We start from the raw sequence: 19,729 nt of genomic DNA, 5'->3' as shown, positions 1-19,729 counted from the left end.
CGAAAAAGTAAATAGAAATCCCTGAGAAATGTGAAAAAAGATGAATTTGATCTAAATCGGATTTTCGCTTAAAATTTCATCGGGTATTCCTTTACTTTTTGAGGAAAAAGGTCTAAGATAAATGCAAGGAGTTCATGGAGGTGGAGCTATGATTCGTACTGTTCAAGTCAAAGATGCAGGTCAAATTAGAGATTTATGTCACCAAGCATTGGGGTATGATTCGACCCTTGAGAAAGTGGCAGCTCAGATCGATAAATTTAATTCGCCAGATTCGGGTCATTTTTGCTTTGTTTATGAAGAGGACCAAACAGGAAATATTCTTGGTTATGTCGAAGCGGAAGTCTATGAAAGCCTCTATAGTGATGCTGGTTTAAATATTTTGGGTCTAGCGGTTTTTCCATCTGCTCAAGGACGTGGGATTGGTCGCCAATTGATGGAGCGAGTTGAAGATCTTGCCAAAAGCAAGCATTATGCTTTTATCCGTTTAAATTCTGCCTCTCATCGAAAAGAAGCTCATGTCTTTTACGAACGAATAGGTTATGAGGGAGATAAAACGCAGAAGCGATTTTTGAAAATAATGAATTAAGATAGGCAAAGGCCTATCTTTTTTGTTATAATGAAGAGTACGATTAAATTTACTAGGAAGATGATTATGCCAAATTTTGAAGAATTAAAAAAACGACAAGAGAAGATTCGGAACTTCTCGATCATCGCCCATATTGACCATGGAAAGTCAACCTTGGCCGATCGAATTTTAGAAAAAACCGAAACCGTGTCTAGTAGGGAGATGCAAGCCCAACTCTTAGATAGTATGGACCTGGAACGGGAACGTGGGATTACCATTAAGCTTAATGCCATCGAGTTAAACTACACGGCTAAAGATGGGGAAACCTATATCTTCCACTTGATTGACACACCAGGACACGTGGACTTTACCTATGAGGTTTCGCGTTCACTTGCTGCCTGTGAGGGTGCCATTCTCGTGGTGGATGCCGCTCAAGGGATTGAAGCCCAGACCCTAGCCAATGTCTACTTAGCGCTGGACAATGATTTGGAAATCCTGCCAGTTATCAATAAAATCGACTTGCCAGCTGCAGATCCAGAACGTGTGCGCACAGAAGTAGAAGATGTCATCGGTCTGGATGCTAGTGAGGCTGTCCTAGCCTCTGCCAAGGCTGGTATCGGGATTGAAGAGATTTTGGAGCAGATCGTTGAGAAAGTTCCAGCTCCGACTGGTGATGTTGAAGCGCCGCTTCAAGCCTTGATCTTTGACTCCGTCTATGACGCCTATCGTGGGGTAATCCTTCAGGTCCGAGTGGTCAATGGAATGGTTAAACCAGGCGATAAGATCCAGCTCATGAGCAATGGCAAGACCTTTGATGTCACAGAAGTTGGGATCTTTACTCCTAAAGCAGTCGGCCGTGATTTCCTTGCGACGGGAGATGTTGGCTATATTGCGGCCTCTATCAAGACTGTTGCGGATACCCGTGTCGGGGATACGGTGACTCTAGCGACTAATCCGGCAAGTGAGCCCCTACATGGATACAAGCAAATGAACCCAATGGTCTTTGCCGGTCTTTACCCAATCGAATCTAACAAATACAATGATCTTCGGGAAGCTTTGGAAAAATTGCAATTGAATGACGCTAGTCTTCAATTTGAACCAGAAACTTCTCAAGCCCTTGGTTTTGGTTTCCGTTGTGGTTTCTTGGGTCTCCTTCATATGGACGTTATCCAGGAGCGCTTGGAGCGTGAGTTCAACATTGACTTGATCATGACAGCACCGTCTGTTATCTACAAGGTCAATTTGACAGATGGAGAAGCACTGGATGTCTCAAACCCTTCTGAGTTTCCAGATCCAACCAAGATCGCTTCGATCGAAGAACCGTATGTCAAAGCACAAATCATGGTGCCACAAGAGTTTGTCGGTGCTGTGATGGAATTGGCCCAACGCAAACGTGGGGACTTTGTGACCATGGACTACATCGATGAAAATCGGGTTAATGTCATCTATCAAATCCCACTAGCGGAAATTGTCTTTGATTTCTTTGATAAATTGAAATCCTCTACTCGTGGCTATGCAAGCTTTGATTACGAGTTGTCTGAATACCGTCCTTCTAAATTGGTTAAAATGGATATCCTTCTCAATGGCGATACCGTCGATGCCCTCAGCTTTATCGTTCACAAGGACTTTGCCTATGAACGTGGTAAGTTGATTGTTGAGAAACTCAAGAAGATTATCCCTCGTCAACAGTTTGAAGTGCCTATCCAAGCAGCGATCGGTCATAAGATCGTAGCCCGTACAGATATCAAGGCCCTTCGTAAGAACGTCTTGGCCAAGTGTTATGGTGGGGACGTCTCACGGAAACGCAAGCTTCTTGAAAAACAAAAAGCTGGTAAGAAACGGATGAAAGCGATTGGATCTGTAGAAGTACCACAGGAAGCCTTCTTATCTGTCTTGTCAATGGATGAAGAATAACATTTAAAGTGCCTCAAAAGGGCACTTTTGTTTTAGGTTCAAAAGAAATAGACTGAATAAGAAAGGTTCCATCAGATGTGACACTTATCCTATTTTAAAATACCCACTTTCATGGTAGACTAGAAGAAAGAAAACGTTCTCAAGGAGGTTGGGCATGAAACATAAATTATTGGTCACATCACTGACGATTCTTTCTACCTTCACATTAATGGCTTGTAGTCACACCACTAAAAAGGACACAGCAGCTTCTTCTACAAAAGAGAGTAGCAGCAAAGTCGAAAAGCAAACAAGCAGCTCTTCGTCAAAGGATACTTCTTCTACAAAGAAAAATTCTTCCAGTCAAGAAACCAAGCGGATTGGAAATGCAGATTATGGATACATCGATATTCCAAGTAAATGGTTCAAATTCACGGATATCGATGGGACAGAAGCTGTCCAGTATACGGATGGGAGTGGCTATAATATTGTCACCTTGAACAGCTTTACGCGGGAAAAGGCCAAAGTTCCTGCGGATATCGAGTTTAATGCTGAATTTCTAGCCAAGAAACTGGCCGTAATGTGGCAAGATAACCAGGATGTTGATAAGATGACGGGAGCGCGGACTAAAGTCGCAGGTCTGGACGCCTACCAGCTTCAAATTGTCATGAAATCTGGTCAATACCTGATTACCTGGATCTTCCAGAAGGGTGAAAAAGTTTATACCATTTCTTTTGAAGGGGATGCAGAAACCTTGAAAACCTTTATCCCCTACATTGAAGACACTTGGAGTCTAGATGGAACAGGCGCTGTGACGGATTGATGAAGAGAGGCTAGAATCATTTCTAGTCTCTTTATGCTATAGAAATCGCACTTTCAAATCCTAGAAAATCATGGTAGACTAGAGGAAAGTAAATACATCATTGAGGAGAGAATATGAAAAATAAGTTCCTACTCGCGTCTGTTACGTTTTTGTCTGTTGTAAGCCTTTCTGCTTGTACCAGTCCAAAGAAAGCGTCTAGTAAATCATCGGCAGCATCTAGTTCCACGAATGTGGTGAAAGAGACTACAACATCAAGTAGCAATGTAGAGAAAAAAAATCCAGATAGTGATAAGGGGAATGTGAAAACGAAACGAATTGGTTCGGCAGATTATGGCTATGTCAATATCCCGAGTGACTGGAAAAAGAATGATAGTATCCAAGTCGGAGATAATATTCAGTATACAGATAAAAACGCCTTCAATATTATTGTTTTAAATGCTGCCACTAGAGAAAAAGCAAATGTCCCTGAAGGAGTGGAATTTAATGCAGAACTAATAGCTCAAAGATTGGAGAGTAAGTGGAATGATTATAAAATTGTTGAGAAAATGACAAAATCTACGACGACTGTTGGGGGAAATGAATCGCTTAAAATACATATATTTCTCAAGTCAGGCCTGCAGGTTGCTGGTTGGGTATTCCAAAAAGATGATAAGGTTTATTTGATTGTTGTTGAAGGATTTGAGAAAACAATAACTCAATTTACTCCTTATGTCGAAAACACTTGGAGCCTAGACGGAACAGGTGCTGTAACGGATTAATCAAGTGAGATAGATCTCAGGATCTATCTTTTTTTAGAGTCTTTGTGGTATAATCTTTCTATTGTTTAGAAGAGGAAATAGAGGATGACACAGGAAATTGATATTGAAAAATACCATCAGTTAGCTCTCCAAAAGCAAAAGGAGCACCGCAAGGTATTGGCGAATCTCAAGAAGAAACCACCTAAGAATTTAGATAAAATAGCGCAAGAAATCCACGATGAAGTTTTCCAAGAAATCGACTGTACGGCTTGTGCCAATTGCTGCAAGACCTTAGGGCCCGATTTTAAGGAAGCGGATATCACGCGGATTGCCAAGTATTTCAAGATGAAACTTCCTGCCTTTGAGGCAGAATTTCTTCAAGTTGACGAAGATGGGGACAAGGTTTTTAAATCCATGCCTTGCCCCTTTCTTGGTGGGGACAATCTCTGTTCCATTTATGATGTACGCCCAAAAGCTTGTCGGGAATTCCCTCACACAGATCGCAAGAAGATTTATCAGATTAACCATCTGACCATCAAGAATACCCTCACTTGCCCAGCGGCTTATTTATTTGTAGAAAAATTGAAGGATCGTTTGTAATGGCATATACATTTTTACTTTTTGATTTGGACCATACTTTGTTGGACTTTGAATCTGCTGAAGAAACAGCCTTGACGCAGATGTTAGAAGACATGAATTTTTCAGATATACAGGCCTTTAAGGATTACTACAAACCCATGAACCAAGGGCTTTGGAAGGATTTGGAACAAAAGAAATTGACCAAGCAAGAGCTCGTGGATAGTCGGTTTGAGATTGGGTTTGCCCACTTTGGGATCACGGTTGATGGGGCTGAGATGGCTCTTCGCTACCAAGATTATATCAGTCTTCAAGGGCAGTCTTTCCCAGGTGCGGAGGACTTACTGGCCCGACTTGAAAAAGCGGGTTACCAGCTCTATGGTGCAACGAATGGAGTGACTGCCATTCAAGAAGGACGCTTGGCTCATTCTACAATTGCTTCTTATTTCAGAGAGGTCTTTATCTCTGAGCAGCTTCATACTCAGAAACCAGAACCTGCATTTTTTGACAAAGTTGGCCAACTGATTCCAGGTTTCAGCAAGGAAGAGACCCTTATGATCGGAGATTCTTTGACGGCGGATATCACAGGAGGAAATGCTGCGGGGATTGATACTGTCTGGTATAATCCTGATCACAAGGCAAATACCAGCCAAGCAGTGCCGACTTATACCGTTAGCAACTATCAAGAAATCGCCGATCTACTGATAAAATAAAAAAATTTAAATACTGTCAAGTTTTTTTCTTGACAGGTCTATAAAATGTGTTATAATAGATCATGTGCTAAATAGCTTGTCTATTTCACCGAAAATTAAAATATAGAAAAGAGACTTATAAAAATGGCAGTTAAAATTCGTTTGACTCGTATGGGTTCTAAGAAAAAACCTTACTACCGTATCAACGTAGCAGATTCACGTTCACCACGTGATGGACGTTTCATCGAAACAGTTGGAACTTACAATCCACTTGTTGAAGAAAACCAAGTAACTTTGAAAGAAGATCGCGTTCTTGCATGGTTGGCTGACGGAGCTCAACCTTCAGATACAGTTCGCAACATCCTTTCAAAAGCTGGTGTGATGAAGAAATTCCACGATTCTAAATTCTCAAAATAATTTTTTAAGTAGGTTGATGTATGGATACGATTGAAAATCTCATTATTGCAATTGTGAAACCCTTGATTTCACAACCGGATGCTTTAACCATCAAGATCGAAGATACTCCTGAATTTTTGGAGTACCATCTTGACCTTGATCCTAGCGATGTTGGTCGTGTAATCGGTCGAAAAGGTCGCACCATTTCTGCGATAAGAACGATTGTCTACTCTGTCCCAACTGAAGATAAAAAAGTAAGAATCGTTATTGACGAAAAATAAAAGGCGGGACTCTGTCCCGTTTTTTTGTTACAAGGAGAAGCTATGAAAGAAGTGACCATTGGCCAATTACAAGCCTATTTACAAGAACATTACCAGAATACTCGGACAGAAGAAGGACTATTTATCAAGCTGGTTGAAGAGGTTGGGGAAGTAGCCGAGGTCTTAAATGGACGTTCTGGACGGAAAGCGGGTGTCCAGGATTCAAATGAGGAATTGGCTAAAGAACTGGCTGATATCATTCACTACACGGTTGCTATCGCGGCCATCAATGAGATTGACCTTACTAAAACTATCTTTGAAAAAGATAAAACAGCAGCCGTAAAATACCAGCACGAACGGGATTTGGAGCAGTTTTTAGCAGATAAGTCCATTTGAGAAAATCCCTTGAACGTGATAAAATAGAGTGAATAAACTACACTGGAGAAATCATGAATTACTTTAATGTCGGGAAAATTGTCAATACGCAAGGTCTGCAAGGAGAAATGCGGGTCTTGTCTGTGACAGACTTTGCGGAAGAGCGTTTTAAAAAAGGAGCAGAGTTGGCTCTCTTTGATGAGAAGGATCGTTTTGTCCAAACAGTGACCATTGCCAGTCACCGCAAGCACAAGAACTTCGATATTATCAAGTTTAAGGATATGTACCATATCAATGCCATCGAAAAATTCAAGGGTTTTAGCCTCAAGGTTGCAGAAGAAGATTTGACGGATTTGGAAGATGGCGAGTTTTATTACCATGAGATTATCGGCCTTGATGTTTACGAAAATGACCAGCTAATCGGTCAGATTAAGGAAATCCTGCAACCAGGTGCCAATGATGTCTGGGTCGTGAAACGCAAAGGCAAACGCGACCTACTATTGCCTTATATCCCACCAGTAGTCTTGAATATTGATATCCCAGGAAATCGGGTGGATGTTGACATCTTAGAAGGATTAGACGATGAAGATTGATATTTTAACCCTCTTTCCAGAGATGTTTTCGCCTTTGGAGCACTCGATTGTCGGGAAGGCGCGTGAAAAGGGACTTCTCGAGATCAACTACCATAATTTCCGTGAAAATGCTGAGAAGGCGCGGCACGTCGATGATGAGCCCTATGGTGGCGGCCAAGGGATGCTCTTACGTGCGCAGCCAATCTTCGATGCCTTTGATGCCATTGAGAAAAAGAATCCGCGAGTGATCTTACTGGACCCTGCTGGACGGACTTTTGACCAAGCCTATGCTGAAGAATTAGCTCAGGAAGAAGAATTGATCTTTATCTGTGGCCATTATGAGGGCTACGATGAGCGGATCAAGACCTTGGTAACGGATGAGATTTCGCTGGGGGATTATGTCCTGACAGGTGGGGAACTTGCTGCTATGACCATGATTGATGCGACAGTCCGCTTGATTCCAGAAGTGATTGGAAAAGAGTCCAGTCACCAGGATGACAGTTTCTCGTCTGGTCTTCTGGAATATCCTCAATACACACGGCCTTATGAATACAGAGGAATGACAGTTCCCGATGTCCTCATGAGTGGCCACCATGAAAATATCCGTCAATGGCGTCTCTATCAGAGTTTGAAAAAGACCTTAGAACGTCGTCCAGACTTGCTAGAAAACTATGAGTTGACAGCAGAAGAAGAAAAATTGTTGGAACAAATTAAACAAGAAGATTAACAGCGTTAGCTGTTTTTCTTTTGCCTCAAAAATTTATGAAAAAAACTTTTTAAACCTACTAGTTATTGGTAACAAAATGTGGTATGCTAAGGGGTAGAGAAACTTCAAGAAAATGATTCAGTTTTGGGGGTGAGTTTAATGGGAAAGAAATTAGGAAAATCGGTTTTCACGACGGGGGTGGCTGCGACAACGGTCCTATCTGGTATGTTTCATCACAAGGCTAGTGCGGAAGAGGTGAAGCAAAATGAAAATGCAGAAACCAACAGTACAGAAGTAGTCGAAAAACCAATTACAGTTGATGAGTTGAAGCAAATCACAGCTCAAAAAGGCCAAGTGGTGAAAGATGTCCACTACCAAGAGCAAAAAGTGATCGATGCTCAAACAGAAGTCAAGGCTGCTGGACAAGAACTGGAAGAAAAGAAAGCAGAAGTGACGGATGCGGAAAACCTCATCGCAACGACTTCGGATGCCCAAGTTCAGAATGCAGAAAATGACGTCAAGGTGGCTCAAGCCTATGTGACTATTGAAGAAAATAAGGTTCGAGAAGCAGAAGCTGCTCATGACCAAGTCGTAGAGGCTGTTCGTCAACAGGAAAATCAGGTTACTGCTCAGGAATCTTTGGTCGATGTAGCACAAAATGAATTGAACCAAGCCAAAGCACCGATTTCAAATGATGAGAATGTACTCAACCAGGCTTTGTTGGAGCAAAGTCAAGTCGAGCAAAGTATCCGAGAATCTCAGAATTACCTTGCGACCTTGCAAGCGAGTCAGCAAACCGGTTCAGATACAGTGGCTCAAATTGAGAACGACATTCAACTGGCTCAAACGCGTCTGACAGATTTGAAAGCGGTCATCGCCACCAAGGAAGCAGAATTGGCAGCCTTAGAACAAGCCGCAGCCAATAGCCCAGTTCAGTTAAGTCAAGCAACCTATGAAGGTTATTTGCAACACTTAGCCGACAATGGCAATGAAGCTGCAGCCAGCGCTTTAGCCCTCTACAAACGTGGTCGTGAAGAAGACGGCTTAACAGTTGGAGAGTCTGGATCTTTGCAAGCCAACCTTCGTGCTCTTGAAATCGCGGATGCCATCAATAGCTATCGTCGCAATGCCGGCTTGCCTGAATTGGAACTGGATCCTTATTCCCTTCCTGCCAGCCAAGTACAGTTGGAATACTTCAAAAAAGCCAACTGGCATATGTTTAAGTATTTGCCAAACGAGAACATTGCATATGGCTTCTCACCTGCTGGGGCGGTTGACTTTTGGTACAATGAAAAAACGGCTTATCAAGAAGTAGCGGCTCAATATGGTCTACCAACAGACGAAACTCAAATCGATGCCAATGATATCTATATGAAGATTGGTGCTGAGGCCTTTGCTAAGGTTGGTCACTATCTCCAAATGGTAGACAACAAAGCGACAGCTTTATCAGTCGCTTATGACCCTAGCAATGCTATGTCAGAAGCAGCTTTCTTACACAGTCCGGTCCATTCAGCAGTGTCAACCAGTGCACTCGCTTACCAATTGCGTCAGGGAGCTGGAGCTACGACGACAAGATCAGATGTGAAAGCAAAATCTGATGAGGTCGCTAATCTCAAGTTGGACAAGGCCAATCAAGAGTCTCAAATCATTATCTTGCAAGGCAAGTTAGAAGATGCCCGCCATGCTAATTCAAATGTGGCAGTAGAGATGGCCAATGTCCAAAAGACCATCCAAAATTACAAGATTCTTCTCATTAGCAAGGACCATGCGGTTGAAAAGGCGAAGGCGACTCTTGATGTATCTAGAGGTCGGATTGAAGCAGCTATCCAGCCAAAAGAAGCAGCCCTTCAAAAAGCCAAGGATTTGTTAGCGGCTGCGCGTGAGAAATTAGATCTTTTAAAAGCTGAAGAAGCAGAAAAAGCCCAAGTCGTTCAAGAAGCGCATGAGGGCTTGAAGGCGGCGCAAGAGCGCCTGGTTGCTGCTGAAAAACGTCTTTCTGACTTTAAAAATGCTCCAGAATTATTGGTCAAAGCCCAATCTGTTTTATCAGCTGCTGTGGCTAATTTAGAGAATAAAAAAGAAAAATTGGAAGCAGAATTCACAACCCTGCAATCTTATCAAAGTGTCGTGGAACTGTTGAATTCCCAATATGAAGATCTAGCGTCACGAATGGATCCAGCTATTTTAGAAGCAGCAGATATGCCAATGGATATCCGCTCAAGCAATCCAACAACTTTCTCGGATAGACCAACGGTTCTTCCAACAACTACCAATAGTCCACAAGTGCAAGCACCAAAAGCTACTCCAGCTCCAAAACAAGAAGCCAAAGTAGAAGAGATCAAACCTAAAAAAGAAAACAGCCAAGCTGTGGCTGGATCTGATTCCTCCAAATATGCAGTAGCAACAACAGGTGTTGCCGTTGGGTTACTTGCTGGATTGTTTGGTTTCAAGAAAAAGAAACAATCTTCAAAAAATGATTAAGACATACCGAAGATAGAATAGATGCTTAGACACTTTATTGCTTAAAATCTTCAAAGAAGATAGATGAGGGTGGGAAAAGAACTCTTTTAACAAAATGAGTTCTTTCCTGCTCTTTTTTTGTACACTTTTAGAATTTTTGAAAGAAAATGATAGAAATTGATAAAAAGTGTTGACATTTTTTGGAGATGGAGTATAATAGTCCTTGTAATCGATTGCAAAAGGAGGAGAAATGCTTAAGTCTGAACGAAAACAATTCATCCTCGAGAAGGTACTGAAGGAAAAGTTTGTTTCTTTAGAAACCCTTGTACAAGAGTTGGGAACGTCTGAATCAACGGTTCGACGTGACTTGGATGAATTAGAAGCTGAAAGTAAACTTCGCCGGGTTCACGGCGGTGCGGAAAGCCTGCATTTTCTTCAAGAGGAAGAAAGTAACAAAGAAAAATCTATCAAAAACATTCAAGTTAAGTCAAAAATCGCGGTAAAAGCGGCGGAATTGATCAAAGATCATGACGTGATCTTTATCGATGCTGGGACGACCAATGAACTTTTGGTACAAGAAATTGTCAATCCAACGGTAACCGTGGTGACCAACTCGATTCACCATGCGACCAAGTTGGTCGAGCGAAATGTTCCAACGGTCATCATCGGTGGGAAGGTAAAATCTTCTACAGATGCTAGTATCGGAGGGATTGCGCTCAATCAGATCGGTCAGTTGAATTTTGACAAGGCCTTTCTTGGAATGAATGGAATCGATGATGAATTTTACAGCACTCCAGACCTGGAAGAAGGATCTGTCAAGCGTGCGATTATCGAAAATGCGAAAAAAACCTATATCCTAGCGGATGATTCGAAAATTGGGGTGACATCCTTTGTCAAAGTGGCTCCTATCAAGCGAGCCATGATTATCACCAATCAATGTGAACCGCAACGATTAAAGGTTTTAAAAGAAAAAACGGAGGTTATAGAGGTTTGATTTATACAGTAACACTGAATCCAGCAATTGACTATATTGTCCGTCTTGATCATGTAGAGACCGGAGCGGTCAATCGGATGGCTTCAGAAGATAAATTCGCCGGTGGTAAGGGAATCAATGTCAGTCGTGTCTTGAAGCGTCTCGATATCGAGAACACAGCGACTGGATTTATCGGTGGCTTCACTGGACGCTTCATTGAAGACGTACTGACTAGCGAAGCCATTTCAACCAACTTTGTGACAGTGGACCAAGATACACGGATCAATGTCAAGATCAAAGCTGATGAGGAAACAGAGATCAATGGGAATGGCCCAGAAGTGACGGAAGCTCAGTTGCAAGAATTGCTCAGCATTTTATCGAGCTTAACAGCAGATGATGTGGTAGTCTTTGCAGGATCTGCCCCATCTTCACTTGGAAATGCCATTTACAAACAATTGATCGCAGCAACTCGTGCGACAGGTGCACAAGTCGTTTGCGACTTTGAAGGGCAAACCTTGATTGATTCCTTGGAGTTTAATCCGCAATTGGTTAAACCAAACAACCATGAGTTGGGAGATATTTTTGGCGTAACCTTGACGGAATTGCCAGAAATCGAACGCTATGCCAAGGAAATCTTGGCCAAAGGAGCACAAAACGTCATTATTTCCATGGCGGGTGATGGTGCTCTCCTTGTCAGTCCAAGCGGTACTTACTTCGCAAAACCAATCAAAGGGCAAGTGAAGAATTCGGTCGGGGCTGGAGATTCTATGGTAGCAGGCTTCACTGGGAAGCTCGCAACGACAGGAGATGTCATCGAAGCTTTCAAATGGGGCGTGGCTTGTGGCACAGCGACCACCTTCTCAGATGATTTGGCGACAGCGGACTATATTAAAGAAACTTATGAAAAAGTAGAGGTAGAAAAACTATGAAAATTCAAGACGTTTTAAATAAAAACGTGATGTTGTTTGATCTTCAAGCAACAGATAAAGAGGGCGTGATCAATGAAATGGTCCAATCGCTCGTTGACAATGGTGTGGTGACAGATTTTGACACCTTCAAGACTGGGATTATGAACCGTGAAGCACAAACTTCAACTGGTTTGGGTGACGGAATTGCTATGCCCCACAGCAAAAATGAAGCTGTCAAAGAAGCAACGGTCTTGTTTGCAAAATCAAACAAGGGTGTGGATTACGCCTCACTGGATGGGCAACCGACTGATTTGTTCTTCATGATCGCAGCTCCAGAAGGCGCAAACGACACTCACTTGGCGGCCCTTGCTGAACTGTCTAAGTACTTGATGAAACCAGGATTTGCGGATAAACTTCGCCAAGCAAGCACACCTGAGCAAGTGATCGCAGACTTTGATGCGGAAGAGCAAGTAGCTGCAGCAGAAGAAGCGAAAAAAGCAGAAGCAGTCAAAGAAGCAGCTTCATCTGACAAACCTCTCATTGTTGCTGTTACAGCATGTACAACTGGTATCGCCCACACTTACATGGCAGAAGAAGCCCTCATCAAAAAAGGTGAAGAAATGGGTGTTACGGTCCGCGTTGAAACAAACGGTGCATCCGGTGTCGGCAACCGCTTGACAGCTGAAGAAATCGCCAAAGCTGAAGGAGTGATCATTGCAGCTGATAAGGCAGTTGAAACAGCTCGTTTCGATGGCAAAAAATTGATCTCTAAACCTGTTGCAGCCGGTATCCGTCAGACAGAAGAATTGATCCAAACCATCTTGGATGGCAAAGCAGATGTCTTCCACGCTGAAAATGCTGCACAAGCTAGCGCTAGCCAAGAAAAATTGAGCTTGGGTGGAGCCTTCTACAAACACTTGATGAGTGGGGTTTCTCAAATGCTTCCATTCGTTATCGGTGGTGGTATCTTGATCGCCCTTGCCTTCTTGATTGACCAAGTTATGGGTGTACCTCAAGATCAATTGTCTAGTCTTGGTTCTTATCATGTATTAGCAGCACAATTTAAAACAATTGGTGGAGTAGCCTTTGGCTTCATGCTTCCTGTACTTGCAGGTTACATTGGATTCTCAATCGCTGAAAAACCTGGTTTTGTAGCAGGGTTTATCGCTGGATCTATTGCTAGCTCAGGTTCAGCATTTGGAAATATCGCCTACGGTGCTGCTAAAGGTGAATTACCAGCAGCCGTATCATCTGGTTTCCTTGGAGCCTTAGTTGGTGGTTTCCTAGCAGGTGGAGTGATTCTAGTTCTTCGCAAAGCCCTTGCAGGTCTTCCACGTTCACTCGATGGTATCCGCTCTATCCTTCTCTTGCCATTACTTGGTGTTGGTTTGACAGGATTCTTGATGTTCCTCATCAATATTCCAATGGCTGCTATCAATACTGGTCTTAACAACTTCCTTTCAAGCTTGTCAGGTAGCTCAGCTGTCCTTCTTGGACTTCTCGTCGGCGGTATGATGGCTGTCGATATGGGTGGACCAGTTAACAAAGCCGCTTATGTCTTCGCTACAGGTACACTTGCTGAATCTGTATCTTCAGGTGGTTCTATTGTTATGGCAGCTGTTATGGCAGCTGGTATGGTTCCTCCATTGGCAGTATTCGTAGCAACTGTATTGTTTAAAGATAAATTCACACAAGAAGAACGCGATTCTGGTTTGACAAACATTGTCATGGGTCTTTCCTTCATCACAGAAGGTGCCATTCCATTCGGTGCAGCTGACCCAGCTCGTGCCATCCCTAGCTTCATAGCAGGTTCAGCATTGACAGGTGCCCTTGTTGGTCTTGCAGGCTTGAAACTCATGGCTCCTCACGGAGGAATCTTCGTTATCGCTCTTACATCAAATCCACTTCTATACATCTTGTTCGTATTGATCGGTGCAGTCGTAAGTGGTATCTTGTTCGGATTGCTTCGCAAACCTAAAAACTAAATATGATTAAAAGGTTGGGAAACCCTGGCCTTTTCTTCTTGTACAAGTGAAAAAATCACCTCCTTCGGCGTTGGTATCTTGAGCTGAATTATGATATAATAAGCCTATCGCATATTTTTAGGAGAATAAAAATGGATATTCAACGTGAAAAAGAATTTGTCAGCCAATACCACTATGATGCTCGTAATTTTGAGTGGGAAAAAGAAAATGGCATCCCTGAAACAAAAGTAGATGTAAACTTTCAATTGATCAATCGTGATCAAGAACAAAACACGACTTCTTTGATTGTCATCTTAAGCTACATGATCGTTTTTGACGGTTTTGTGATCAGTGGAACCATCACTCAAATCAACCACTTGTTTGGTCGTTATGTCAATGAACCAAGTGAATTCAGCAAAGACGAAGTGGAAGAATTGGCTCGCCCTTGCTTGAATATGCTCAACCGTTTGACTTATGAAGTCACAGAAATTGCCCTCGATTTACCGGGTATTAATTTGGAGTTTTAATCAATGAAATTAGCAGTGATCACGGATTCGTCTGCCTATTTACCGCAAGACGTGCTCCATCACGACGACTTATTTATTTTAGAGATCCCGATCTATATCGATGGGGAGTCTTATGTTGAAGGGAAGAACCTGACACACGATGAGTTCTACCAAAAGATGGCTGCGTCTAAGGAATTGCCAAAGACTAGCCAGCCGAGTGTGGCAGAGTTAGAAGAGGTCTTATCTGGTTTGACAGCTAAGGGCTATACGCATGCTATCGGTCTTTTCTTGTCATCTGGTATTTCTGGTTTCTACCAAAATATCCAATATTTGAAGGACGAATTTGAAGGCTTGACCGTCGAATTTCCGGACTCAAAAATTACCAGTGCTCCTCTAGGAATGATGGTAGAAGACTGCTTGAAATGGGCTGGTGAAGGCCGTTCCTTCGACGAGATTGTTGCCAATGTCCAACACCAGATTGATGGAACCTCCGCCTATATCATGGTGGATGATTTAAACCACTTGGTCAAAGGTGGTCGTCTGTCAAATGGGGCTGCTATTCTTGGGAACCTCTTAAGCATCAAGCCTATTCTTTATTTTAATGAGGAAGGCGTGATTGAGGTCTTTGAGAAAGTCCGGACGGAAAAGAAAGCCATGAAACGCTTGGTAGAGATTGTTGTATCAGATATCGCAGATGGTCATTACCAAGTCTTTGTCATCCATGCCAATGTCCCTGAAAAAGCAGAAGCACTTCGCCAACTGCTCATTGAAGAAGGAGTGGAAGGTGACATTCCTTTTGCGACTTTTGGTGGTGTTATTGGGACGCACTTAGGTGACCATAGCTTAGCAGTTGGGTATATTCCTATCGTTTAAGGAGAATTCTATGTCAATTAAAGTCATTATCGCAGGTTTCAAGGGAAGAATGGGACAAGCGGCTTACAAGATGGTTTCAGAAGATCCTGAGTTAGAATTAGCCGGCTTGATCGATCCATTTACTGATGAGACAGAAGTTGCAGGAGTCCCTGTCTTTAACCACAAAGAAGATGTCGTGGGTCTAAAGGCAGATGTTTGGGTGGACTTTACCATGCCCAAAGTCGCTTACGAAAATACTCGCTTTGCAATTGAGAATGGCTTTGCCCCTGTTGTGGGAACGACTGGATTCACTCCTGAGCAGATCCAAGAATTGACAGACCTTTCACGTGAAAAGGGCTTGGGTGGCTTGATCGCGCCGAACTTTGCCATTGGAGCCGTGCTCTTGATGCAATTTGCAGCGCAAGCAGCCAAGTATTTCCCGAATGTGGAAATCATTGAATTGCACCACGATAAGAAAAAAGATGCACCGAGTGGAACAGCAATTAAGACCGCTGAGTTGATCTCTGAGAAGCGCGAGAAGATCCAGCAAGGTGCAGCAGATGAAGAAGAGTTGATGCCTGGGGCAAGAGGGGCAGAGTTTGAAGGGATGCGCATCCATTCGGTTCGATTGCCTGGCCTAGTCGCTCACCAAGAGGTGATTTTTGGTAGCCAAGGCGAAGGGTTGACTCTCCGTCATGATTCCTATGATCGTGTTTCCTTCATGACAGGAGTAAATCTAGGGATTAAAGAAGTTGTCAAGCGTCATGAGCTTGTTTATGGTTTGGAACACTTACTATGAGATTAGAAAAGATGCCTTCTGAGTTTCAGGAGGCTTTACCAATATTAGAGAAGATTAAAGCAGCTGGTTTTGAGGCCTATTTTGTAGGGGGATCTGTCCGAGATGCCCTCTTGGATCGTCCAATTCACGATGTCGATATCGCTTCCTCCTCATACCCAGAAGAGACCAAGGCGATTTTTGATCGGACAGTAGATGTCGGTATCGAACACGGGACCGTCTTGGTCCTTGAAAATGGTCAAGAATATGAAATTACGACCTTCCGGACGGAGGATGTCTACGTAGATTATCGCCGTCCGAGCTCTGTGTCTTTTGTGCGCTCGCTAGAAGAAGACCTCAAGCGTCGTGATTTTACGGTCAATGCCTTTGCCTTAAATGAAAAAGGAGAGATTGTTGACCTCTTTCATGGACTAGAAGATTTAGAAAACAAGGTCCTTCGGGCCGTTGGGCTTCCTCACGAACGGTTTAACGAAGATGCACTCCGGATCATGCGAGGCTTTCGTTTTCAAGCCAGTCTCGGTTTTGAATTAGAAGAGGCAACCTTTGATGCCATGAAGGAGTGTGCTCCCTTACTAGAGAAGATTTCTGTAGAGCGTACCTTCATCGAGTTTGATAAACTCTTGCTTTCCCCATACTGGAGACAAGGCTTGGAGGCTATGCTTGCAAGCAAAGCCTATCACTATCTACCAGAAATGAAGGATCGCAAAGAAGCAATCGAGCGTTTGTTTGACATAGAGTTGGAATATACCTTTTCAACTTCTGAGCAAGCCTGGACTGCTTTGGTCTTAGCACTAGAGATTCAAGATATTCCAAAATTCTTTAAGAAATGGAAGACGTCTAGAGAGTTTGCCAAGACGGTGGAGCAGATCGTGGAGATTCTTAAGCTCCGAGAAAATGGAAGTCTAGACCAGCGTGCCTGCTACAAGTATGAGAAGCGTTTGTTGCTACTAGCTGAAGAGCTCCGTGAAGCGTATGCCTTGAGTGTGGATTATTTGGCCATTGAGCGCGTTTATGATAGCTTGACCATTCATGATAAGCATGAGGTTGTGGTTAATGGCGGTATGTTGATCAAAGACTACGGCTTTCAACCTGGTCCAGCCTTAGGAGAGATTTTGACAAAAATTGAATATGCCATTGTCGATGGGGAACTGGCCAATGAAAAAGAGGCCATCATCGCCTATATCCAGCAAGCAAAAGAGGAGGAAAAATGAGCGATTTTATTGTCGATAAATTAACCAAATCTGTCGGAGATAAGACCGTCTTTCGTGAGATTTCCTTTATCATTCACGACTTGGATCGGATCGGATTGATCGGGGTCAATGGGACTGGAAAAACCACGCTGTTAGATGTATTGTCAGGTCGCTCTGGCTTTGATGGAGATGTGAGTCCTTTTTCTGCCAAGAGTGATTATACGATTGGCTACTTGACGCAGGAACCAGACTTTGATGATCAAAAGACGGTTTTGGATACGGTGCTATCTAGTGATTTGCGCGAAATGCAGCTCATTCGCGATTATGAATACTTGATGGCGGATTATCGAGAAGAGAACCAAGCCCGTCTTGAAAAGGTCATGGCGGAGATGGATTCACTCAATGCTTGGGAAATCGAGAGTCAGGTCAAGACAGTCCTTTCCAAACTTGGGATTGAAGATTTGAATGCCAAAGTTGGGGATCTATCTGGGGGCTTACGTCGTCGGGTGCAACTGGCACAGGTTTTGCTGTCTCACCACGACCTGCTCTTACTAGATGAGCCGACCAACCACCTAGATATTGATACTATCGAATGGTTGACCAATTTCTTGAAGAACTCTAAGAAAACCGTGCTCTTTATTACCCACGATCGCTATTTCTTGGATAATATCTCGACTCGGATCTTTGAGTTGGATCGAGGTGGCTTGATCGAGTATCAGGGCAACTACCAGGATTATGTCCGCTTAAAGGCTGAGCAAGACGAGCGTGATGCCGCCCTTCTTCATAAGAAGCAGCAACTCTATAAGCAGGAGTTGACCTGGATGCGGCGTCAACCTCAGGCGCGTGCGACCAAGCAACAAGCACGGATCAATCGTTTCCATGATCTCAAGCAAGACTTGTCTGGTCAAAGCAACCAGATGGATTTGGAGATGAACTTTGAGACCAGCCGGATCGGAAAGAAAGTTATCGAGTTTAAAGATGTGAGTTTTGCTTTTGAAAACAAGCCAATTTTACAGGACTTTAACCTCTTGGTGCAAAACAAGGACCGCATCGGGATCGTCGGGGATAATGGCGTCGGCAAGTCCACCCTACTTAATCTGATCGCTGAGCGACTCCAGCCTCAGTCTGGGCAAGTCATTATCGGAGAAACCGTGCGGGTGGCTTATTTCTCTCAACAGATTGATGGCTTGGATGAGAGCAAGCGCGTGATCAATTTCTTGCAAGAAGTGGCTGAGGAAGTCAAGACGACTGTCGGAACAACTTCGATAGCTGATCTCTTAGAGCAATTTCTCTTCCCACGTTCCATGCACGGAACCTTGATTGAAAAACTCTCCGGTGGGGAGAAGAAACGCCTCTTTCTCTTAAAACTCTTGATTGAAAAACCCAATGTGCTTCTCCTCGATGAGCCGACCAATGACTTGGATATCGCTACCCTGACAGTTTTGGAAAACTTCCTTCAAAACTTTGGTGGGCCAGTCATTACCGTCAGCCACGACCGCTATTTCCTTGATAAGGTAGCAAGCAAGATCCTGGCTTTTGAAAATGGGGGCATTCGTGAGTTCTTTGGCAATTATACGGATTACCTGGATGAAAAAGCTTTTGAGGCGGCTCAAGTAACGGCCAGTCACAAGGTTGAAAAAGAGAAACCTGTCAAGCCCAAAGAAGAGAAGAAGCGCATGAGCTACATGGAGAAGCAAGAGTGGGCAAGCATTGAAGCAGATATCGAAGCCATTGAAAATCGGATTGCAGAGATTGAAGTAGAGATGAATGAAAACGGCTCTGACTTTGGCAAATTGTCAGCTCTTCAAAAGGAATTGGATCAGGAAAATGAGCGACTACTTGAGAAGTACGATCGCTATGAATATCTGAGCGAATTAGATGAATAAGGAGGCCCTATGAATCAATTGAACCGGATATCCCTTGGGATTTCAGCCACTATTTTTACCATTATCGGTATCGTCTTGTTTATCAATCCAATTGAGCACATTGGCTCGTTTAGCTGGTTGATATCTTGTGGCTTCTTTTTAATCTCCCTTTCGCGTTTTTCACGCTATTACCGATTGCGTCAGGCTGGTATAATTCAGCAGCAACAGCTCTTTCACAGTATGGTCGCCTTGGTTTTTGCGGTCTACTTACTGCTTTATGGCTACAAGACCTTGCCGATTGTCTTTCCAGTTACCTTAGGAATTTGGCTCATCTACCGTTCGATTCTAAACTTCCGAAAAGCTAATTTCTACTCGAGGAAGGTTGAGGAACTGTCCAAGCGTTATATCTTCTTTGCCTTGCTACAGCTCTTCATCGGTTTATTCTTAATTGTTAGTCCGCTTTCGATTAGCGTCTTTCTATTAAATATTATTGGCTTGATTTTCCTCATTCTAGGATTTCAATCTTTTAGTCTCTTGTTAAAAAGTTAAGAAAAGTTACGTGCAAACCTTTGCGTTTGATAAAAAGTCTGATATAATAGATCTGTAAGTGTTTACAAGTTTGA

21 protein-coding genes are annotated in these 19,729 nt (G+C 43.2%); all 21 read left to right on the top strand.

Features of this window, described 5'->3' with window-relative positions; all coding sequences use genetic code 11:
• The first annotated feature begins 148 nt into the window (after window positions 1-148).
• The 21 genes from RIN70_RS05805 to RIN70_RS05705 all read left to right on the top strand — a co-directional run bounded on the left by RIN70_RS05805 (window position 149) and on the right by RIN70_RS05705 (window position 19,655).
• A complete protein-coding gene (locus RIN70_RS05805) occupies window positions 149-586 on the top strand; it encodes a GNAT family N-acetyltransferase (protein WP_155169698.1) in 438 nt (145 codons plus the stop codon).
• A 66-nt stretch (window positions 587-652) separates the two neighbouring features.
• Entirely contained in the window at window positions 653-2,479 is a 1,827-nt protein-coding gene (gene lepA, locus RIN70_RS05800) for a translation elongation factor 4 (RefSeq protein WP_009731117.1), read from the top strand.
• 154 nt (window positions 2,480-2,633) lie between these two features.
• Window positions 2,634-3,278, top strand: coding sequence for a hypothetical protein (locus RIN70_RS05795; RefSeq protein WP_155169700.1), 645 nt, complete (start codon window positions 2,634-2,636; stop codon window positions 3,276-3,278).
• A gap of 113 nt (window positions 3,279-3,391) precedes the next feature.
• Entirely contained in the window at window positions 3,392-4,036 is a 645-nt protein-coding gene (locus tag RIN70_RS05790) for a hypothetical protein (protein ID WP_155169703.1), read from the top strand.
• 84 nt (window positions 4,037-4,120) lie between these two features.
• Complete coding sequence (locus RIN70_RS05785) at window positions 4,121-4,615, top strand: YkgJ family cysteine cluster protein (RefSeq protein ID WP_003001664.1); 495 nt, start codon at window positions 4,121-4,123, stop codon at window positions 4,613-4,615.
• Complete coding sequence (locus RIN70_RS05780; protein ID WP_155169706.1) at window positions 4,615-5,304, top strand: pyrimidine 5'-nucleotidase PynA; 690 nt, start codon at window positions 4,615-4,617, stop codon at window positions 5,302-5,304. Before RIN70_RS05785 ends, RIN70_RS05780 begins: the two co-directional genes overlap by 1 nt.
• Before the next feature lie 123 nt (window positions 5,305-5,427).
• Complete coding sequence (gene rpsP, locus RIN70_RS05775; RefSeq protein ID WP_003007475.1) at window positions 5,428-5,700, top strand: 30S ribosomal protein S16; 273 nt, start codon at window positions 5,428-5,430, stop codon at window positions 5,698-5,700.
• A 20-nt stretch (window positions 5,701-5,720) separates the two neighbouring features.
• Entirely contained in the window at window positions 5,721-5,960 is a 240-nt protein-coding gene (kphA, locus tag RIN70_RS05770) for an RNA-binding protein KphA (RefSeq protein WP_003001620.1), read from the top strand.
• 42 nt (window positions 5,961-6,002) lie between these two features.
• A complete protein-coding gene (locus tag RIN70_RS05765; RefSeq protein ID WP_031573060.1) occupies window positions 6,003-6,335 on the top strand; it encodes a MazG nucleotide pyrophosphohydrolase domain-containing protein in 333 nt (110 codons plus the stop codon).
• 53 nt (window positions 6,336-6,388) lie between these two features.
• On the top strand, window positions 6,389-6,907 hold the full coding sequence (rimM, locus tag RIN70_RS05760; RefSeq protein WP_014713408.1) for a ribosome maturation factor RimM: 519 nt from the start codon (window positions 6,389-6,391) through the stop codon (window positions 6,905-6,907).
• Window positions 6,897-7,613 (top strand): tRNA (guanosine(37)-N1)-methyltransferase TrmD, encoded by a 717-nt coding sequence (trmD, locus tag RIN70_RS05755; protein WP_129824609.1) that lies wholly within the window; start codon window positions 6,897-6,899, stop codon window positions 7,611-7,613. The genes rimM and trmD overlap by 11 nt, the downstream gene beginning before the upstream one ends.
• 138 nt (window positions 7,614-7,751) lie before the next feature.
• Window positions 7,752-10,073: a CAP domain-containing protein gene (locus tag RIN70_RS05750; RefSeq protein ID WP_155169709.1), complete on the top strand. Its 2,322-nt coding sequence runs from the start codon at window positions 7,752-7,754 to the stop codon at window positions 10,071-10,073.
• Between the two features lie 229 nt (window positions 10,074-10,302).
• Window positions 10,303-11,046 carry a DeoR/GlpR family DNA-binding transcription regulator gene (locus RIN70_RS05745; protein ID WP_003001800.1) on the top strand — a complete coding sequence of 248 codons (744 nt, stop codon included), beginning with the start codon at window positions 10,303-10,305 and terminating at the stop codon, window positions 11,044-11,046.
• Window positions 11,043-11,954: a 1-phosphofructokinase gene (gene pfkB / locus RIN70_RS05740; protein WP_134974363.1), complete on the top strand. Its 912-nt coding sequence runs from the start codon at window positions 11,043-11,045 to the stop codon at window positions 11,952-11,954. Before RIN70_RS05745 ends, pfkB begins: the two co-directional genes overlap by 4 nt.
• Complete coding sequence (locus RIN70_RS05735) at window positions 11,951-13,918, top strand: PTS fructose transporter subunit IIABC (RefSeq protein WP_134974364.1); 1,968 nt, start codon at window positions 11,951-11,953, stop codon at window positions 13,916-13,918. The genes pfkB and RIN70_RS05735 overlap by 4 nt, the downstream gene beginning before the upstream one ends.
• A 131-nt stretch (window positions 13,919-14,049) precedes the next feature.
• A complete protein-coding gene (locus tag RIN70_RS05730; protein WP_003001888.1) occupies window positions 14,050-14,424 on the top strand; it encodes a DUF1149 family protein in 375 nt (124 codons plus the stop codon).
• A 3-nt stretch (window positions 14,425-14,427) separates the two neighbouring features.
• Window positions 14,428-15,276 carry a DegV family protein gene (locus tag RIN70_RS05725; RefSeq protein ID WP_272144077.1) on the top strand — a complete coding sequence of 283 codons (849 nt, stop codon included), beginning with the start codon at window positions 14,428-14,430 and terminating at the stop codon, window positions 15,274-15,276.
• Between the two features lie 10 nt (window positions 15,277-15,286).
• Window positions 15,287-16,054, top strand: a complete 768-nt coding sequence (dapB, locus tag RIN70_RS05720) for a 4-hydroxy-tetrahydrodipicolinate reductase (RefSeq protein ID WP_272144074.1) — start codon at window positions 15,287-15,289, stop codon at window positions 16,052-16,054.
• Complete coding sequence (locus RIN70_RS05715) at window positions 16,051-17,262, top strand: CCA tRNA nucleotidyltransferase (RefSeq protein WP_272144072.1); 1,212 nt, start codon at window positions 16,051-16,053, stop codon at window positions 17,260-17,262. The genes dapB and RIN70_RS05715 overlap by 4 nt, the downstream gene beginning before the upstream one ends.
• Window positions 17,259-19,127, top strand: coding sequence for an ABC-F family ATP-binding cassette domain-containing protein (locus RIN70_RS05710; RefSeq protein WP_272144070.1), 1,869 nt, complete (start codon window positions 17,259-17,261; stop codon window positions 19,125-19,127). The genes RIN70_RS05715 and RIN70_RS05710 overlap by 4 nt, the downstream gene beginning before the upstream one ends.
• A 9-nt stretch (window positions 19,128-19,136) precedes the next feature.
• A complete protein-coding gene (locus RIN70_RS05705; RefSeq protein WP_024055631.1) occupies window positions 19,137-19,655 on the top strand; it encodes a hypothetical protein in 519 nt (172 codons plus the stop codon).
• The last annotated feature ends 74 nt before the right edge of the window (window positions 19,656-19,729 follow it).

Origin of the sequence: Streptococcus parasanguinis (assembly GCF_032163505.1) — a bacterium.
Lineage (GTDB): Bacteria > Bacillota > Bacilli > Lactobacillales > Streptococcaceae > Streptococcus > Streptococcus parasanguinis_V.
The sequence above is the reverse complement of the archived record's forward strand: the minus strand, read 5'-3'. Positions and strand labels throughout refer to the sequence as shown.